The organism is Alkalibacter rhizosphaerae (genome assembly GCF_017352215.1).
Classification (GTDB): Bacteria; Bacillota; Clostridia; order Eubacteriales; family Alkalibacteraceae; genus Alkalibacter; species Alkalibacter rhizosphaerae.
This window is the reverse complement of the sequence record NZ_CP071444.1, coordinates 1,555,761-1,573,296: the sequence shown is the minus strand read 5'-3', so window position 1 is coordinate 1,573,296 and position 17,536 is coordinate 1,555,761. Positions and strand designations below refer to the sequence as shown.

Genomic DNA, 17,536 nt, shown 5'->3' with positions numbered 1-17,536 from the left:
GCCGTCTCGTTTCAGATCGGCACTAGCCGATCCTGAGCCCTGTATCGGAGGCTTCCGCTACGTCCTACTAAACCTGCCGGTTTTTCAGACGAGCACTCGGAAGTGAGCATTGCATGCCACCTTGGCGCTGATTTTCACCAACCATCAGCTCTCTGGGCCAAAGTCCCGGCACTTTTCTCTTCGTCATCGCATTCTCTCTGATTCGTATTAGAGTTTATTATAGTCTCATGGTTTTGCCCTGTCAAGGTTATTTTCCCTCATTTATCAAATAAATCAAATTATTCTGAAAATTTAAACCAGTCGATTCGTCCCTGGACCAGGCTTTCTCCTTTTTCCGAGGTCATTTCCACCAAGGAGTGGGGCTCGTCCTCTCCAGGAAGGGTGGTGCGAAGGGTGACGACCTCCCCCAGCCGGGCTTCCTTCTTGAAGGACACCTGCAGCCGCTTCACCCCATGGACATCCAGAAAGCCTTCCGGAAACCCGTCCATGATCCAGCGCAGATACCTGCCGTTGTTGACGTGATCGTTGAAATCCAGGTCGCTGAACTTCACCCGCTCTTTCGCTTCCGTTCCCCAGGAATCGGGCATTTGGACCTTGTCGTAGACGATCTTCTCATTATTGGCAAAATCGAATCCGTACTGTTTGGGATAGAATTCCGGGATGGACTTCATCCGTCCCTTGTTTATATCCACCATCACCCATTGGGATGCGATGGTCCCCAGCGTTTTCTGATCCCGGTCGGCAAACCAGAATCGTCGATCTGCCGTCAACTTGTGAAAGCCTACCGGCTGGGTGGTCACATGGATCTCTTCATTATATAGAGGATACCGGTCCAACCGGATGTCGAACTTGACGATGACCCAGGCCAGTCCCTGGTCCGTCAGATGACCCTGTCCGATCCCCATGGATTCCCCCTGGGCCATGGCGATGTCCTGGGCGTAGTTGACCAGCCGTTCCAGATGGAGGCGCTGGTTTTTGTCCACTTCGTAGCTTTTGATCCGATGGATCTCCGTCCTTTGATAGCCTGCCATGATCTTACGCCTGCCAGTCCGGTTTGTACATGCTGCGGTATTCCAGGGTCATGTTTCTCTCTGCAAAGCTCCCCGGTTCCACATCCCGAAGGACTTTTTCCATGGTGAACATCCTGGCATCGATCATGTCGATGTAATGGAGCAGCTCCCCTTCCGGCAAAAGAGGCTTTTTCGGACTTCCGTATTCTGCGTGATAATGATGGGACAATAGCAGGTGTTCCAGCAGGAGCCGACATTCGCTGCTGATGCCCAGGGATGCCGCCGCCTTGTCGATCTCCACGATTCCCTGGATGATGTGGCCCAGCAATTTCCCTTCCTTGCTGTAGTCTTCCACGATCCCCAATTCATTGGAGACCATTTCATCCACCTTGGACAGGTCGTGGAGAATGACCCCGGAAAAAAGGAGGTCCCTGTCGATAAAAGGGTACAGCTTTGCCAGTTCCACCGCCAGTTTCAGCATGGAAAAGGTGTGGTAGAGCAAGCCGGCCTTGATGGCATGGTGATGGGTCTTGGCTGCCGGATAATAGAAAAGTCGGTCCTTCTTTTCTTCCAGCATGTACTCCGTCAACATCCGAAGCTCTTCATTTTCATAGTCGGCCAGGATCTCCATCATGTAGGCGTACATGTTTTCCGGGTTTTCCGGTGCACTGTCCACAAAGTCTTCGATGTTCACATCGTCCCCTTCTTCGACCAGCCGAAGCCGGTTGATCCGCAGCTGCAGCCGTCCGTTGAATTTTTGCACCAGAGCGTCCACCAGGACCAGGTCTCCCGTCTTGTAGGATGCCATGGTCCCATCTGCGTTCCACAATTTGGCATTGGCCTGGTTGCCGTAGGCATCTCCCAGGATCATGTCCAGGTACAGGGAATCGTTTTTTGCTTTTTTCAGGTCCGATTCCTTGATCATCAGAAAGGAAACCACATTTTGTCCGTATTCCATCGATTTGATCGATTCGTTCTTACTCATTTTCACTCTCCAGTCTGTTGTTGGATATTCCATATTTCAAAATTTCGATCATGTCCTCCACCCGCTCCATGAGCTGGGCTTCATCTCCCTGGTGGAACATGTCCATAAATCCGTCGGAGAGGGAATTGCTCAGCTGAAACAAAAAGAACGCGGCAATATCCAGATTGATGTCCCCACGGACATCCCCCTTCTCCATTCCCTTTTCCAGGATCATTTTATAGATCTGGATGCCTTCCCCTTTTTTCTCCTCCATGATCTCCAGGTAGGTGTCTTTTTCCGAATTGCTCATCAGGTGTTGGGCGATCTTCGCCAGCTTGGGATTGTCCTTGGCGAAGCGGACCCCGCTGCGAAAAAGCTCCCGGATCAGGGAAAAGCAGTCCATGTTAAAGGGATTCTGCATTTCCGGCGTTAAATAGGCGATCTTCTTCTGGAAGATCTCCTCCACCAGAAATTTGTAGAGATCCTTTTTGTCCTGAAAATACTGATAAAAGCTACCCTTGGCAATGCCTGCCGCCTCCACCACCCGGTTGATGCTGGCTTGCTTGAAGGGATGGATGGAAAACTCGTCCAAGGCTGCTTCGTATATGGTTTGCCGTTTTTCCTCCGGCAGATTGTAAAAAGTATCTTTTGGCATGGCCTTCTCCTGTGGTGACCTATCAGTCACATTTACTGATTCAAGTATAATAACTTCCCCGTTTTTTGTCAAGGGATGGAAAAAAGCCCCAATGGGGCTTTAAATCGTATCTCTATTCGGCCAGGCTCAGTTCCACTTCCGTTTCGTGGGTCTGTCCGTTTCGCTGGTAGGTGACCTTCACCATCTGACCCGGAGATTTGGCGTAGAGGATCTCCCGCAGCTTCAGCATGGTATTGACCTGAACGCCGTCCACCTCCAGAATGATGTCGTCTGTACGCAATCCCCCCCGCTGGGCTCCAGAGCCGGCTTGGACCTCCATGATCAAAATGCCTTCCTTCAGCTCGATGTCGGAATTTCCGTAAAAGCGGACGATTTCCCGGTCCAGACAACTGACCCCCATGACGATGGGCTGGAAGCTTCCATCCTTGACGATCTGGTCAATGATGGGCTTGGCGATGTTGATGGGAATGGCAAATCCCATGCCTTCCCCCGTGTCGATCTTGTAGGTGTTGATGCCGATGACTTCTCCCCGTTTGTTGAGAAGAGGTCCACCGCTGTTTCCGCTGTTGATGGACGCATCCGTCTGGATCAGATCCTCTGCGATGCTGCTCGGTCCCACCATGATGCTTCGGTTCAGGGCACTGATGATCCCGGAGGTAACGGTCCGCTCAAAGGTGAGTCCCAAAGGATTGCCGATGGCAACGGCCAGTTCTCCAACATTGATCTTGTCCGAATCTCCCAGGTTTGCCGTGGGAAGGTTGGTGGCGTCGATCTTGACGACAGCCAGATCCAACGCGGCATCGGACCAGATTTTTTGCCCTTCAACGATCCGTCCGTCCTTGAGGGAGACGGTGATGCTTTTGGGATTGTCCGTCACCACGTGCTGATTGGTCAGGATATACCCGTCCTTGGTCACGATAACACCGGAACCGACGCCGGTTTGTTCCACCGGCTGCTGCCAGAAGCCTTGCTGGACCTCTACGGTGGTGATCCCCACCACAGCAGGAGTGACCAGCTCCGCTACCGCTTCTACGGTGGTGGGAGCGTTCTCCTTGATATTGAGGACCTGCTGGACCACGTTTCCGTCCCCGTTGACGGTATTGAAATCATCCGTCCAGTCCTTCAGATAGGAAAAGGCCACAGTCCCCATGATGATGCTTCCCAGAATGGCTCCCGCCAGGCCGGCGGCGAAATACTTCCACCCTCGGCGTTCCTTCTTCGGTCTGGGTCGATACCTCTCATCGGAGTCCATGATGATCTCCCTGCTTCTTTCTTCTTCCATTGTTTTCACCTCAACTTTTGCTTTGCTATAGTTCGTAGGGTGTTCCCGGTTCGTAACGGGCGGCGACTTCCACAGAGACGACCTGGTCCAGCCCCTTTTCCTTCAGTTTGTTTTTCGTCGTTTCCAGAGCCAGCAGGGGAAAATTATTTTCCTGACTCAAGTGGGCCAATACCACCTTGGTCAATCCCTCTTCCGCCAGGCGTATGATGACGTCTGCCGCCGAATCGTTGGACAGGTGCCCCTGGTTTCCCGCCACCCGCTTTTTGAGAAAATAGGGATAGGGACCGGCCATGAGCATGTTCACATCGTGATTGGACTCCATGACCACCAGATCGCTGGATCGGATGGCGCCATACATGGCCTCATCCAAAATCCCCGTATCCGTAACGATGCTGATCTTCCGGGTTTGGGTGGAAATGGAATAGCCCATGGGATCCGCCGCATCGTGATGGAGGGAAAATGGGCGGATCCACAAGTCGTCGATGGAAAAGGGGCGATCCTTCTCCACCAGGCAGATGTTTTCATCCCGGACCTTTCCGATTTGGTCTTTCACCGCCATCCAGGTGGCCTCATTCAGGTACAGGGGAATGTTGAATTTTCTCGACAGGATCCCAATTCCCTTGATGTGGTCTGAATGGTCGTGGGTGACCAGGATCCCCTTCAGCTTTGTCGGATCCGCTCCGATCAACTGCAGGGCCGTGGTGATCCGGATGCCGCTAAGGCCTGCATCCACCAACACTTTCCCGTGGGCTCCTTCGATGTACATGCTGTTGCCGCTGCTTCCGCTGTATAAACTGCAAAATTTCATCCTTGCCTCCATCTTAAGAACTTTAACTTAATTTCATCTTAAAAAGCCCCGTTGCAGGGGCTTTTGTCATTCGCTGATCCGTACGATCTTTGCTCCCAGCTGGAGGAGCTTGTCTTCCATGTCTTCATAACCGCGGTCGATGTGTTTGAGTTCCGTGACTTCCGTTTTTCCGTCGGCCACCAGCCCGGCAATGACCATGGCGGCTCCCGCCCGCAGGTCCGTGGCGCTCAAGGTGGTTCCCGACAGGGTCTTTCGTCCGTTGATCATGGCCACCCGGCCGTTGACCAGGATCTCCGCACCCATTTTGATCAGTTCATCCACATACTTGAACCGGTTTTCAAAAATGCTCTCCGTAATGGTCCCGGAACCTTCCGCCATGCACATGAGCACCGCCATGGGCTGCTGGAGGTCCGTGGGAAACCCGGGATAGGGCAACGTCTTTATATTGACGGATTTCAGTGGTTCCTTGCCGATGACCCGAAGGGAATCGTCGTACTCAATGATCTCCGCTCCCATTTCCACCAGTTTGGCGGAGATGGATTCCAAGTGCTTGGGAATGACGTTTTTGATGAGGACGTCCCCTTTGGTGGCCGCTGCAGCGATCATGTAGGTCCCTGCTTCGATCTGATCCGGAATGACCATGTACTCGCAGCCTTCCATGATGTCCACGCCGGTGATCTTGATCACGTCGGTTCCGGCACCCTTGATGTTGGCGCCCATCAGATTCAAGAAGTTGGCCACATCCACCACGTGGGGCTCCTTGGCCGCATTTTCCAGGGTGGTGACCCCTTTGGCCCGAACAGCTGCCAGCATGATGTTGATGGTGGCTCCAACGCTGACCACATCCAGATAGATGTTGGTGCCGATGAGCTCTTCCGCATGGGCCCGTATGATCCCGTGTTCCAGATCCACTTTGGCACCCAGGGCTTCAAAGCCTTTGATGTGCTGGTCGATGGGCCGTACCCCGATGTTGCATCCTCCCGGAAAGGGGATGACCACGTTTTTGAAACGGCCCAGCAATGCCCCGATCAGGTAGTAGGAGGCCCGCATCTTCTGGGTCTCGTCATCCAGCATTTCATAGTGTTCTACCGTTGTGGAGTCGAAAACCACCGTATGGTTGTTTTCCCGTTCCACTTTTACGCCCATTTTACTCAAAATATTGATAAAACGGTTCACGTCTTTTATGTTTGGGAGATTTTCCAATCGACAAACGCCTTCCGCCAACAGCACGGCAGGAATCAATCCCAATGCTGCATTCTTTGCTCCGGCGATGACCACTTCTCCTCGAAGCGGGTGTCCCCCTTCTATTATCAAACGATCCATTCGTAACTTCCCTTCAACATATAATGTGCATACTTCACTGCATTATATCATATTTGGAGACAACATCAAATATAAAATACCGTCCCCTACCGCAGGGCCTTCAGATCCAGTCCGTTTCGGAAATATCCAAAGTAGTTGTTGGGATCCACCGGATTGCCGTTGACCCGCACTTCAAAGTGAAGATGGATGCCCCGGCTGTTGCCTGTGGTTCCCATGATGCCGATGGGCTGGCCCTTGGTCACCGTCTGTCCCTTCACCACGGAAATGGACGAGAAGTGGTAATATGCCGTAGACAGTCCATTGCCGTGGGAGATGACCACGTAGACGCCCCGGCCGCCGTTGTATCCGGACGGTACGGCTTCCACCACCGTTCCCGCATCGGCGGCATAGATCCCCCTGGCTGAGCCGCTCCACTGGCAAATGTCCACACCCTTGTGGTAATGACTCCCCCGATCGCTTCCGTACATGCCCAGGATCCGTCCCGTGGCAGGTACCACAAAGCGGCCGGTGGCATGCTGGCTCGGCCAGGCCTTGGTGCCCCTGGCAACGATCTGGCCCACCGGTTCCTTCACCGTGGCACTGCCCAGATATTCCTCGTCGATCTGCTTGCCGTCTTCGAAAGTGAGGGCATGGGTGATCTCCATTATCCCTTCCTGTCCCGGTCGGGTCACTTTTTCCTGACCCAGATACAGGGAGTCATCCTCCGTATATTCCACTTCAAAGGGAATGCTTTCCTGACGGGTGGTCTCCTTCACATAGCGAATGTGAAAGAGGGACTCCAGTTGCTGGATCACGATGGTGTCCCCCGGCTTCAGGGTCGACGGGTCCATGTCCGGATTGGCTTTGACCAACTGGTCCGTGGTCATCCCCCGGTTGACGGCTATGTCCCACAGGGTGTCCTTGGGCTTTATTTCATAGGTTTCCGCCACGGCCAGACCGGTTTTGAACCTGTCCATGACCTGGTCCGGACCTTCCAGTGCGGAGGCGTCCACCAGGCCTTCCTCCAGACGAAGGTCGTCCAGGATCTCCGCTTCCAGCAACCGGTCTTTTCCGGTCAGTACGATCCCGGCCTGGACCACTTGGTCCAAAATGTCCTGGGCGGTTTTGGCAGAATCCACTACTGCCATGGGTTTTTCGTTGATATATATAGTAACGGCGCTTCTTTGGGCTTGGGCTCCCTTTTGCAGCAGGGACGCTTTCAGGCTTTCTTCATCCAATACCGGTCGTCCTCCTTTGGCCTGGTATTGGATGCTCACCCGGTCTTCAAAGAGGATGTCTTCCCCGTATGCTTCCCGAAAGTCCTGATCCAATGCTTCAAAAGCCTGGGATACCACCTTCAGGTCCTGCACGTATCCTACGTCTTGTCCCTTGTACTGGATCTGGTATCCATGGTTTGTATACACGGCGGCAATGCCTGCCACAAACAACAATCCAAAGATCCAACCTGCGATCTTGCCCTTCTTCTCCATTTCGCCCTCCAAGTTTACAATTTGTTTACAATTAGATGCTACCACACCCTTTTCTTTTCTGCAATCAAAATTGCACTCCCCCTATTTGCAGGTTCGATTTATGCTATAATGGATAGTACCAATTCATTAAAGAAGGTGCCCATATTGAACCAATTTGAACTGATCCAATCCAACGATGACTTATCCGTCACCCTGGTGGAAAATATTTTTATCAACCATTACATGCCCAAGGCTCCCGGCGACTTCGTCAAGGTCTATCTGCTGGGCTTGAAGTACTGCCAATCCAGCAATCTAGCCGCCATCAGCAACACCGTCATCGCCAAATCCCTGAACCTGTTGGAAAGCGATGTGGACAAAGCGTGGAAGTTCTGGGAAAAAGAAGGGATCCTCCTGGTGGAAGAGCGGGAAGGAGGCCACTCCAGCATTCGCTACTTCAACATCGCTTCCCTTATGCTGGAAGGACGATCCGTTTCCATGCCCTCCGCCAAAAAGAAAACAGACGAAAACGAGATCCAGCAGATGCACAAGGCCATCGAGTACATGTTTGCCCGCCCCTTGAGCGTCAAGGAACTCCAGACCATTGGCAGCTGGATGGAAGAATTCCAGCTCAGCTCCCAGGCCGTCACCCTTCTGGTGGAGTACTGCCTGGAAAAAGATAAAAAAGACATCAACTACATGAACCGGGTGGCCACCACCTGGTACGACAACGGCATCTTCACCTACGAAGACGCCAAGCGCTACATCGAGTCCAACAACGTACGGTGGACCCAATACTACCAGATCATGAACTACCTGGGCATGAACCGGCAACCTTCCAAGGCGGAGATCGAATTCATGGACAAGTGGCTGGACGAATACGGATTTTCATTGGAAATGATCTTTGAGGGATGCCGACGAATGACGGGCCTCCACAAACCCAACTTCCGCTATCTGAATTCCGTGTTGACTTCCTGGAAGGAAAAAGGCTTCACCCGGCCGGAAGACACCCTGGATGAGAAAGGGCCTGCAACCGGCGGCAAGTCCCCGTCAAAAGACTCTGAACCGTCCAAATACGACTACGATCTGATCCAGAAAAAATTGCGAGAAAAAATGTGGGGTGAACCGCGTTGAAAGATGCCATCTACTATGAAACACTGCAAGCATACAACGAAAAGATCCAACAGCGAAAGCAGCATCACCAGCAGCAGCTGGCAGAACTCTACCAGTCCCATCCCCAGCTGGAAAAGATCTCCGACGGCCTTGGCCGTCTGGGACTGCAGCTGGCCATGGCTTCCGTGGCTTCCGACGATCCAAAAAAGCTGGAGGCCTTCCGACAGGAAATGGAGACCCTTCGTCAGGACCGCTCCGACCTGCTGGCTTCCATGGGTTACGAGGAATCCGTCCTGGAATACCAGCCCCATTGTCCCATCTGCCAGGATGAAGGAGTGGTGGACGGAAAGAGCTGCGTCTGTTTTCAAAAAGTGCTTATCGAAAAATTCTACGACCAGTCCAATCTGAAAAATATTTTGAATCGGGAAAACTTCGACACCTTTCGCCTGGACTACTATTCCCGTGAAAAGGGACCCTATCCCAACAGCCCCAGGGAGCAGATGGAGCGGATCCTTCTCTCCAGCGTCCAGTATGCCGCGAATTTCAACAATGAAACAAAGAATTTGTATTTCTACGGGGATCCGGGTCTGGGAAAGACTTTCCTTTCCCACTGCATTGCCAAGGAGCTTCTGGATGCCGGCAAGCTGGTGATCTATCAGACGGCTTCCGATCTTCTGGACATCATCCGAAAAAGCAAGTTTCAGCAGAACGACGACCGTCTCGCCCAGCAGCCCTTCCAGTTCCTCTACCAGTGCGATCTGCTGATCATCGACGATCTGGGAACGGAGACCCTGACGGAATTTGCCAACAACGAGCTGTTCAACCTGATCAACCGCCGGTTGAAGGAACAAAAAAAGATGATCATTTCCACCAACCTTCCATTGAACAAGCTGGAGGGGCGCTATTCCGCCCGGCTGGCATCCAGGATCATCGGGAACTTCCAATTTTACGAATTCTTCGGAGAAGACATCCGAATGAAAAAGGCCGACATTTTATAGTCGGCCTTTTCTCTTTCCATTTTTATCAATCCAGTACATATACCTTCAATGTTTTTCGTCCAAAGCGAATGGCTTCTTCGTGGGAGTTGAAGTAGATGTCGATCCGGTTCCCCCGAATGGCTCCGCCCCGGTCCTCCACTTTAAAGATGCCCCGGTTGGAACTTCCCCGGAAATAGGGGATGTAGAACTCCGTGCCAAACCGAAAGTTGGATGGTGCGGCGATGGTCCGGCTTGCCGTGGCCCTGGTCCCGCTGGCGGTGATGCCGTTGCCGGAACCGGTACAGATGGTGCAGCTGCAATAAGCGGTAGCCGTCACGTACATGGCCGTTTGAAAGCGGGTCTGTCCCCTGGATGTGGCGATGTATACGTTGGTCCCCACTTCCTTGATCTCTTCCTTGGGTTCCCTTTCCACTACTTCTTCTACAATGGTTCGGGAGTATTCCACCCCGTCATGGTAGACCACTTTTTCCGACACGGAACGCAATCCGTCGGAACCCCGCTGGATGGTTTTTACTTCCCCTTTGTCCATGTTGGCATTGCTTCTGGTGACCTTTGCATATTTGATGGGATATTCGTTGACATCCATCTCCTCCGTGACCCGGGTGATGCGGATCTCTCCGTCAAAACCGGCTTGTATCACTTCTCCCTGGGCTGGTTGGACAATGTCCAGCTCGTTGATCCGCAGTCCCAGCCGTTTGATGATCCGGTCCACCTGGTCTTCCGCCGTAGTAAATGCATATTCCTTGCCATCCACCACGACCGTCAAGTCCGACGCCCGTTTGATTTCAATGGTGTCTCCGTTGTTCACTTCCTGGGACAAGGCCATGGACAACTCGTCCATCTCCTCCAGGTAGAGGTCATTGTCCGACAGGATCTCCCCTGCCGTCTTATTTCCTCTGAAACTATATTCCATGGTGTTTTCTTCGTCTACAATGGTTACGACTTCTTCAGTGGTCTGGTAGATGACGAATGCCGCGGACATTGCTGAAACCAGCAATGCGAGGATCAAAAGATTGCGGGCAGCCTTGCCCAGATCCTTTAATCTTTGTGTGTGCACTTTCATTTTTTACCTCCTAATATTCGTCCCAACTTTCGGGATTTTGCTGATCCTTCCAGCAAATACGAAGTATCATATACCATAAAAAAGCTTTTGTCAAATTCGTTGCTATTTTGTTACATTTTGTTTACATTCTACATTATACACCTGATTTGTTTATTTTGCTAGTAGATTGTAATGAGTCCAAAATACAAAAGCTCCCTTCCGAAGAAGAGAGCTTGCTTTCCAGTCTAATCCAAGAGGGTCATGGTGGGAAAAAGAACCTTTACATTTTCCCGGACGGCCTCCATAAGGGAGGAAACCGGCATGTCCCTTACTTCCGCCACTTTTTGAGCCACATATTGAACGTAGAGGGGCCGATTCGTCTTTCCCCGAAAGGGCACCGGCGTCAAATAGGGGCTGTCCGTCTCCACCAGGATCCGGTCCAGGGGAGCGTTTTTTGCCACCTCCGGCAACTTCCTGGAGTTCTTGAAAGTGATGGGTCCGGAAAAGGACAAATAGTACCCCAGATCCAGGTAATTTTTCGCCATCTCCCAGCTTCCGGAATAGCTGTGCATGATGCCTATGACCCGGCCTTCATACTTTTTGAGAATGTCATAAGTGTCCTGGTGGGCCTCCCTGGAGTGGATGGCCACCGGCAGCGACTTTTGGGCCGCCAGGTCCATTTGCCGTTCAAAGATCTCCTGCTGGACATCCCTGGGAGAATGGTCGTAGTGGTAATCCAGGCCGATCTCTCCTACTCCGATGACCTTTTCTTCCTCTAACAGTTCCTTCATCCGGTCAAAAAAAGACTCGTCTGCATCCTTGGCATCGTGGGGATGCATGCCCACGGTGGCGTAGACCAGGTCAAACCGCTTGGCAAGGTCCACAGAGGCCTCCATGGAATCCTTGTCGTAAGACGGATTGATGATCCCCTTGCCTCCTGCTTCTATAAATTCCGATATGATCTCTTCCACCTGGCCGATGAGCCGTTCATCGTCCAGATGGGCATGGGTATCGATCCACATAATAGCTGCTCCTGTCCGAGACTTTACTTTCCCATAGCCTCTCGTTTTCTTCCTATTATATCAAAACGCTCCACGATGGTCTCCACTTCTTCCTTGTCGATGGCGTTTTTGAAAAAAGTCAAGCTGCCGATGAAACGATCCAGCACCGCCGTAAGTTCCTTCTTGTTGGCCACAAAGAGCTCCGCCCACATGGCGGAATTGATCATGGCGATCCTAGTCATGTCCTGAAAACTTCCGCCTTCAAAATGGGTCACTTCCGCATCCTCCGTCATGTCCACCATGGATGCGGCGATGACATGACAAAGCTGGCTGGTAAAAGCGATCTTTCCGTCATGGATGGCCGGATCCGTCTCCAGGATCCTGCCAAAACCCAGGGCTTCGATCCATTGGATGAGAAAGTCCATGTTTTCTTTCCGGTTTTCCGGCATGGGGGTCAGTATGTAGTTTTTCCCCCGGAAGATGTCGCTGGAGGTGAACAGGGCCCCGCTTTTCTCCCGGCCCGCCATGGGGTGGCCGGGGATGTAGTCCACATCCGGACGCAAAATGGGTCGGATCTCTTCCACCATTTTCTCCTTGACACCGACGATGTCCGTTAGGATGGCTCCTTCTTTAAAAAGGGGCATGCTGTCTTTCAGAAAGGCCAGGGCATCGTGGAGGTAGAGACATACCACCACCAGGTCCGCTTCCCCCGCCAGGTCTTCCGGTCTGTTGACTCCTTCATCAATGAGTCCTTCCTTCCTGGCCAGATCCAGGACCTTTTGATCCCGGTCCAGGGCCCATACCCGTTCAAACCCCAACTTCTTGCAGCCTGCCGCAAAGGCGCTGCCCATGAGACCCAAGCCCACGATAAGGACCCGCTTGTTGGTAAAGTCCGCTTCCATCTATCGAAGCACCTTCCCTTCCAGCTGGGTGTATTTTTCCAGGGTATCCATGAGCTGGTCGAACTTGTCCGGTTTCAGGGATTGGGCCCCGTCGCACAGGGCCGCTTCCGGCGCATTGTGGACTTCGATCATCAGGCCGTCGGCACCGGCCGCCACAGCGGCTTTTGCCATGGATTCCACCATCCACCACATGCCGGTGGAATGGGAGGGATCCACCACGATGGGCAGATGGCTCTTTTTCTTGATGGCGGGAATGGCGCTTAGATCCAGGGTGTTTCTCGTAAAGGTCTCAAAGGTCCGGATCCCTCGCTCGCAAAGGATCACTTCCTCGTTGCCTTCCTTCATGATGTATTCCGCCGACATGAGCCACTCTTCGATGGTGGCGCACATGCCCCGCTTGAGCAGAATGGGCTTGTTGCATTTTCCCAACTCCGTCAGCATGGCGAAGTTTTGCATGTTGCGGGCCCCTACCTGGATGATGTCCACTTTCTCCACAAATTCGTCCAGGTACTCCGTGGACATGATCTCGGAGACGATGGGAAGTCCCGTTTCCGCCTTGGCCAGCAGCAAAAGTTCCAGTCCGTCCAGGCCCATGCCTTGAAAACTGTAGGGGGATGTCCTGGGCTTGAAGGCCCCTCCCCGAAGGAAGGTGGCTCCGGACTTTTTCACCCGTTTTGCCACTTCCAGCACCTGTTCTTCGCTCTCCACGGAACAGGGCCCGGCCATGACGGCAAAGGCGCCGCCGCCGATGAGACCGCCGCCGATGTCAAAACGGCTGTCTTCCGGATGAAAGCTTCGATTGGCTTTCTTGTAGGGCTCCTGGACCCGAAGGACCTTTTCCACGATCTCGATGGAAGCCAGGCTGTCCACATCGATGGAACGGGTGTCCCCGATCAGACCCATGACGATATGGTCCACCCCTTCGGAATAGTTGATCTCCATTCCTCTCTTTTGCAGCATATCTTTCAGTTTTTCCACTTCTTGTCTCGGTGCCGTTGATTTTACGACGATGATCATGTTGTTCCCTCCTTTTGTTTAATAAAAAAAGAGACCCTCATCGAGTCTCTTCGTCTTCCACTTGAAAAGTGCTGTAATAATTTGTCAGATTCGGCTACTCCATGCCTGTTTACTCCTATTTACTTGTACGTCAAAACCACCATCGCTATAATAATAGCCATAGTTGACGCCGTAAAAGTAAACTTTGCTGAAGCTTCCTGCAGTTGCCGGCATGGTCTCACCTCTTCGATAATTTATCTCATTATACGCATCCCCAGCGCAAAAGTCAACGTTTCTTGATAAAGCTGCGAATAAACTCCCGATTGCTGTCCGTTTTGCCCATGGCATCGATGAGCCGCTCCGCGATGTCCGCAGAAGAATGGTTGGAAAAGGCCCGCCGCACTTCGATGACAAAGCGCATCTCTTCCTCCGTGAGAAGCTGGTCTTCCCGGCGGGTCCCCGACTTGTAGATGTCCATGGCGGGAAAGATCCGCTTCTCCGTCAGGCTCCGGTCCAGGTGCAGTTCCATGTTTCCCGTTCCCTTGAATTCTTCAAAGACCATGTCGTCCATCCGGCTGCCTGTATCGATGAGGGCGGTGGCCAGAATGGTAAGGCTTCCCCCTTCTTCGATGTTTCGGGCGGCCCCAAAGAATTTCTTGGGAAGATACAATGCTTCCGGGTCCAGTCCACCGGAGAGGGTCCTTCCGGAAGGAGGCACCACCAGGTTGTTGGCCCTGGCGAAACGGGTGATGCTGTCCATGAGGATCACCACGTCCTTGCCCTGCTCCACCAGCCGTTTCCCCCGCTCCAGCACGATCTCCGCCACCTTGATGTGGTTGGAGGGCAACTGGTCGAAGGTGGAATAGACCACGTCTGCATGGACGCTTCGCTGGATGTCTGTTACTTCCTCCGGTCGCTCGTCGATCAGGAGCATGATCAGTTCCACTTCCGGGTTGTTTTTTTCCACGGCATTGGCGATCTCTTTAAGGAGGATGGTTTTCCCAGCCTTGGGAGCGGCGGCGATCATGCCCCGCTGTCCCTTGCCCACCGGGGCAAAGAGATCCATGATCCGGGTGGATACGGGGTTTCTTCCCGTTTCCAGCTTCAACCGTTCATTGGGAAAAATGGGGGTGAGCCGTTCGAAAACGGGCCGGTTGACCACTTTCTCCGGAATGTCTCCGTTGACCGTTTCTACATATAAAAGAGCGTCGAATTTTTCCCCTTCGTTGGGGGTCCGGATCTTTCCGGTGATCTTGTCTCCCGTACGCAGTTTAAAGCGGCGGATCTGGGAGGGGGATACGTAGATGTCGTTTTCTCCGGACAGGTAGTTGTTGGTCCGCAAAAATCCAAACCCGTCGCTCATGACTTCCAGGATCCCCGTCTGGGATTTCCCATAACGGCTCATGTCCTTCTTGTCCGGGTTGCTCATGAGGTTTTCTTCTTCCTTCATGATCTCCTTGGTGCTTTTCCCGTTGACCTCTTCCACAAAGAGCATGGCATAGTATTTTTCTCCGTCACGGGGCGCCCGGACTTTTCCCTGGATCTCGTCTCCCGACTGGAGCTTGAACTTTTGGATCTGGGAAGCGGAGACGTAAACGTACTCCTCGGGAGATTTCATTTGGGCATTCTTCAAAAAACCGAAACCTTCCGGCAGGATCTGAAGGGTCCCCTTCATGTCCACGGCAGCATCCACTGGGTCTTTGAGTCGGGCGTAGCGTCCGCCATTGCCTTCCTCCACGGAGCTTCCCTTCTTTTCTTCCTGGCTCAGCAGTTGGATCAATTCGTCTTTTTTCAGTCTGGTCACGTTCTTGTGTCCTGCTTCTTTTGCCTTGGTCCGCAACTCTTGTACGGTAAGGGCCTTGTATTCATCTGTACTCAAACAGACACCTCCTAGGTGGTTTTTGTTGTTTTTTGGTATTGGGTGTTGGTTGGATTTCGTGCTTGATTGGGTGGTTTGTTGACGGGGTGATGCCGGGATCAAAACGAAAGGATGTTTGGATTGGACGATTCGTTTGGATGTGTTTCTTCTATAATAGTACATCAAGGGTGAAAACGCTGTCAACACGATTCTTGGGATCCGGAAATTTGTTATCCACAAGCTGTGTACAAGCTTTATTTCTTTCATGTGTATAACAATTGTGCCCGAAAATCTGTTCTATACGACATTTTGGTCTTGGACCCCCCTGTTGGCAAGTTATACACATTATCCACATGTCAACACGAGTTTGTGGATAACTCTTGTTGATAAATATATTTATCAACATAAAAAACTGCCGTATCTTGCATCCGGCAGTTTTTTTACTATTTTCAATATATTTCTTTTGTTTTTATGGCCGCTTTGATGAAATCCCGGAACAGGGGATGGGGATCATTGGGTCTGGATTTGAATTCCGGATGGGCCTGGGTGGCCACATACCAGGGATGGTCCTCCACTTCCACCATTTCCACCAGGACTTGGTCGGGAGAGGTCCCGCTGATGATCAATCCCTTTTCCTCCAGGTTTCCCCGAAACTTGTTGCTTACTTCGTAGCGGTGGCGGTGTCGCTCCAGGATCTCCGATCTTCCATAGGCTTGGAAGGCCTTGGTCCCTTCCTTCAAAAGGCAGGGATACTGTCCCAGCCGCATGGTGCCTCCCTTGTTGTCCAGGTCCTTCTGGTCCTCCATAATGTCGATGACCGGATAGGGGGTGTTGGCGTCGATCTCCGAACTGTTGGCCCCTTTGAGGCCTGCCACATTGCGGGCAAACTCGATGACGGCGATCTGTAGACCCAGACAAAGTCCCAGATATGGGACCTTTTTCGTTCGGGCATACTTGGCGGAAGCGATCTTCCCTTCGATACCCCGCTCTCCGAAACCGCCGGGGATGATGATCCCGTCCACTCCTTCAAAGAATCCTGCCGCATTGTCTTCCGTTACATCTTCCGAATGGATCCACTGGATCTCCACTTTCCGATCGTTGGCGATGCCGCCGTGCTTGAGGGCTTCCACCACGGACAGGTAGGCGTCGTGAAGCTCCACGTATTTACCCACCAGGGCGATGCGGACCGATTCCTTCAGGTTTTTCGACCGCTCCACCATTGCGGTCCAATCCGTCAGGTCCGGTTTTTGGCAGGAAATGTTCAGCTTCTCGCAGACGAAATCCGCCAATCCTTCCTTTTCCAGGAGCAGGGGCACTTCATAGAGCTCGGAAGCATCCATGTTCTGGATGACCGCCTTGGATTCCACGTTGCAAAAAAGGCTGATCTTGTCCTTGATGGATGCATTCACTTCTTTTTCCGACCGGAGGATGATCACATCGGGTTGGATCCCCAGGCCACGCAGTTCCTTGACGGAGTGCTGGGTGGGCTTGGTCTTCAGTTCTCCCGCCATTTTCAGGTAAGGAAGGAGGGTGACGTGGATGAAAAGGACATTTCCGTGACCCAGCTCGTTTTTCAGCTGGCGGATGGCCTCCAGAAAGGGAAGACTTTCGATGTCCCCTACGGTGCCGCCGATCTCCGTGATCACCACGTCGGATGCGGTGTTCTGCCCCACCCGAAGGATGCTCTCCTTGATCTCGTTGGTGATGTGGGGAATGACCTGGACCGTCCCGCCCAGATAATCGCCCCGCCGCTCCTTGGAGATGACGGACCAGTAGATCCTGCCTGTGGTCACGTTGCTGTCCTGGGACAGACTGGTGTCGATGAACCGCTCATAATGGCCCAGATCCAGGTCCGTTTCCGCTCCGTCATCGGTGACGAACACCTCCCCGTGCTGATAAGGGCTCATGGTCCCAGGGTCATAATTGATATAGGGGTCGAATTTCTGGATGGATACCCCCAGACCCCGCTCTTTTAGCAGCCGTCCCAGGGATGCCGCCGTGATCCCCTTACCCAAAGAAGACACCACTCCGCCGGTCACAAAAACATACTTTGTACTCATTTTTCACTCCTCCGTTCACCACAACATGCCAACCAACAAAAAATATTCCAAGGTTCTATTCTACTCTATATTTTTATTT

General features: G+C 52.5%; 15 protein-coding genes and 1 other annotated feature (1 of these 16 running past the window's edge). Of the genes, 2 read left to right on the top strand and 13 right to left on the bottom strand.

All coding sequences use genetic code 11. The features are described 5' to 3' along the window. Nucleotides 1-196: a binding site (T-box leader), on the bottom strand; it reaches 57 nt to the left of the window's first position. 82 nt (nucleotides 197-278) lie between these two features. From J0B03_RS07885 to J0B03_RS07855, 7 genes are all read right to left on the bottom strand, one after another. After that, nucleotides 279-1,031 carry an acyl-[acyl-carrier-protein] thioesterase gene (locus J0B03_RS07885; protein ID WP_207299085.1) on the bottom strand — a complete coding sequence of 251 codons (753 nt, stop codon included), beginning with the start codon at nucleotides 1,029-1,031 and terminating at the stop codon, nucleotides 279-281. Between the two features lie 4 nt (nucleotides 1,032-1,035). Further along, complete coding sequence (locus tag J0B03_RS07880; RefSeq protein ID WP_207299084.1) at nucleotides 1,036-1,995, bottom strand: 3'-5' exoribonuclease YhaM family protein; 960 nt, start codon at nucleotides 1,993-1,995, stop codon at nucleotides 1,036-1,038. After that, nucleotides 1,988-2,629 (bottom strand): TetR/AcrR family transcriptional regulator, encoded by a 642-nt coding sequence (locus tag J0B03_RS07875; RefSeq protein ID WP_207299083.1) that lies wholly within the window; start codon nucleotides 2,627-2,629, stop codon nucleotides 1,988-1,990. The genes J0B03_RS07880 and J0B03_RS07875 overlap by 8 nt, the downstream gene beginning before the upstream one ends. 112 nt (nucleotides 2,630-2,741) lie before the next feature. After that, entirely contained in the window at nucleotides 2,742-3,911 is a 1,170-nt protein-coding gene (locus tag J0B03_RS07870) for a S1C family serine protease (protein ID WP_246798105.1), read from the bottom strand. A gap of 25 nt (nucleotides 3,912-3,936) precedes the next feature. Further along, on the bottom strand, nucleotides 3,937-4,719 hold the full coding sequence (locus J0B03_RS07865; RefSeq protein WP_207299082.1) for an MBL fold metallo-hydrolase: 783 nt from the start codon (nucleotides 4,717-4,719) through the stop codon (nucleotides 3,937-3,939). A gap of 66 nt (nucleotides 4,720-4,785) precedes the next feature. Beyond that, entirely contained in the window at nucleotides 4,786-6,042 is a 1,257-nt protein-coding gene (gene murA / locus J0B03_RS07860) for a UDP-N-acetylglucosamine 1-carboxyvinyltransferase (RefSeq protein ID WP_207299081.1), read from the bottom strand. Between the two features lie 86 nt (nucleotides 6,043-6,128). After that, nucleotides 6,129-7,511, bottom strand: a complete 1,383-nt coding sequence (locus J0B03_RS07855) for a M23 family metallopeptidase (protein ID WP_207299080.1) — start codon at nucleotides 7,509-7,511, stop codon at nucleotides 6,129-6,131. A gap of 144 nt (nucleotides 7,512-7,655) precedes the next feature. Between J0B03_RS07855 and J0B03_RS07850 the strand changes: the two genes are divergently transcribed. Together J0B03_RS07850 and J0B03_RS07845 are read left to right on the top strand one after the other, a co-directional pair. After that, the gene (locus J0B03_RS07850) at nucleotides 7,656-8,621 is read left to right on the top strand and encodes a DnaD domain protein (RefSeq protein WP_207299079.1); all 966 of its coding nucleotides are present in this window, start codon (nucleotides 7,656-7,658) and stop codon (nucleotides 8,619-8,621) included. Further along, the gene (locus J0B03_RS07845; protein WP_207299078.1) at nucleotides 8,618-9,598 is read left to right on the top strand and encodes an ATP-binding protein; all 981 of its coding nucleotides are present in this window, start codon (nucleotides 8,618-8,620) and stop codon (nucleotides 9,596-9,598) included. The genes J0B03_RS07850 and J0B03_RS07845 overlap by 4 nt, the downstream gene beginning before the upstream one ends. Before the next feature lie 25 nt (nucleotides 9,599-9,623). On the opposite strand, the gene J0B03_RS07840 is transcribed toward J0B03_RS07845, so the two are convergent. The 6 genes from J0B03_RS07840 to pyrG form a co-directional block, all read right to left on the bottom strand. Then, nucleotides 9,624-10,661 carry a resuscitation-promoting factor gene (locus J0B03_RS07840; protein ID WP_207299077.1) on the bottom strand — a complete coding sequence of 346 codons (1,038 nt, stop codon included), beginning with the start codon at nucleotides 10,659-10,661 and terminating at the stop codon, nucleotides 9,624-9,626. Nucleotides 10,662-10,885: 224 nt separating this feature from the next. Continuing rightward, the gene (locus J0B03_RS07835) at nucleotides 10,886-11,662 is read right to left on the bottom strand and encodes a TatD family hydrolase (protein WP_246798104.1); all 777 of its coding nucleotides are present in this window, start codon (nucleotides 11,660-11,662) and stop codon (nucleotides 10,886-10,888) included. A 23-nt stretch (nucleotides 11,663-11,685) separates the two neighbouring features. After that, entirely contained in the window at nucleotides 11,686-12,543 is an 858-nt protein-coding gene (locus J0B03_RS07830; RefSeq protein WP_207299076.1) for a prephenate dehydrogenase, read from the bottom strand. Next, on the bottom strand, nucleotides 12,544-13,560 hold the full coding sequence (gene aroF, locus J0B03_RS07825; RefSeq protein WP_207299075.1) for a 3-deoxy-7-phosphoheptulonate synthase: 1,017 nt from the start codon (nucleotides 13,558-13,560) through the stop codon (nucleotides 12,544-12,546). A gap of 265 nt (nucleotides 13,561-13,825) precedes the next feature. Then, nucleotides 13,826-15,418 carry a transcription termination factor Rho gene (rho, locus tag J0B03_RS07820; protein ID WP_246798103.1) on the bottom strand — a complete coding sequence of 531 codons (1,593 nt, stop codon included), beginning with the start codon at nucleotides 15,416-15,418 and terminating at the stop codon, nucleotides 13,826-13,828. A 428-nt stretch (nucleotides 15,419-15,846) separates the two neighbouring features. Beyond that, nucleotides 15,847-17,457 carry a CTP synthase gene (pyrG, locus tag J0B03_RS07815; RefSeq protein WP_207299074.1) on the bottom strand — a complete coding sequence of 537 codons (1,611 nt, stop codon included), beginning with the start codon at nucleotides 17,455-17,457 and terminating at the stop codon, nucleotides 15,847-15,849. Nucleotides 17,458-17,536 lie beyond the last annotated feature (79 nt).

Excerpts from the sequence above, each read along its gene's own strand:
- J0B03_RS07885 (WP_207299085.1), bottom strand. The coding sequence starts at position 1,031 with ATGGCAGGCTATCAAAGGACGGAGATCCATCGGATCAAAAGCTACGAA.
- J0B03_RS07880 (WP_207299084.1), bottom strand. The coding sequence starts at position 1,995 with ATGAGTAAGAACGAATCGATCAAATCGATGGAATACGGACAAAATGTG.
- J0B03_RS07875 (WP_207299083.1), bottom strand. The coding sequence starts at position 2,629 with ATGCCAAAAGATACTTTTTACAATCTGCCGGAGGAAAAACGGCAAACC.
- J0B03_RS07870 (WP_246798105.1), bottom strand. The coding sequence starts at position 3,911 with ATGGAAGAAGAAAGAAGCAGGGAGATCATCATGGACTCCGATGAGAGG.
- J0B03_RS07865 (WP_207299082.1), bottom strand. The coding sequence starts at position 4,719 with ATGAAATTTTGCAGTTTATACAGCGGAAGCAGCGGCAACAGCATGTAC.
- murA (WP_207299081.1), bottom strand. The coding sequence starts at position 6,042 with ATGGATCGTTTGATAATAGAAGGGGGACACCCGCTTCGAGGAGAAGTG.
- J0B03_RS07855 (WP_207299080.1), bottom strand. The coding sequence starts at position 7,511 with ATGGAGAAGAAGGGCAAGATCGCAGGTTGGATCTTTGGATTGTTGTTT.
- J0B03_RS07840 (WP_207299077.1), bottom strand. The coding sequence starts at position 10,661 with ATGAAAGTGCACACACAAAGATTAAAGGATCTGGGCAAGGCTGCCCGC.
- J0B03_RS07835 (WP_246798104.1), bottom strand. The coding sequence starts at position 11,662 with ATGTGGATCGATACCCATGCCCATCTGGACGATGAACGGCTCATCGGC.
- J0B03_RS07830 (WP_207299076.1), bottom strand. The coding sequence starts at position 12,543 with ATGGAAGCGGACTTTACCAACAAGCGGGTCCTTATCGTGGGCTTGGGT.
- aroF (WP_207299075.1), bottom strand. The coding sequence starts at position 13,560 with ATGATCATCGTCGTAAAATCAACGGCACCGAGACAAGAAGTGGAAAAA.
- pyrG (WP_207299074.1), bottom strand. The coding sequence starts at position 17,457 with ATGAGTACAAAGTATGTTTTTGTGACCGGCGGAGTGGTGTCTTCTTTG.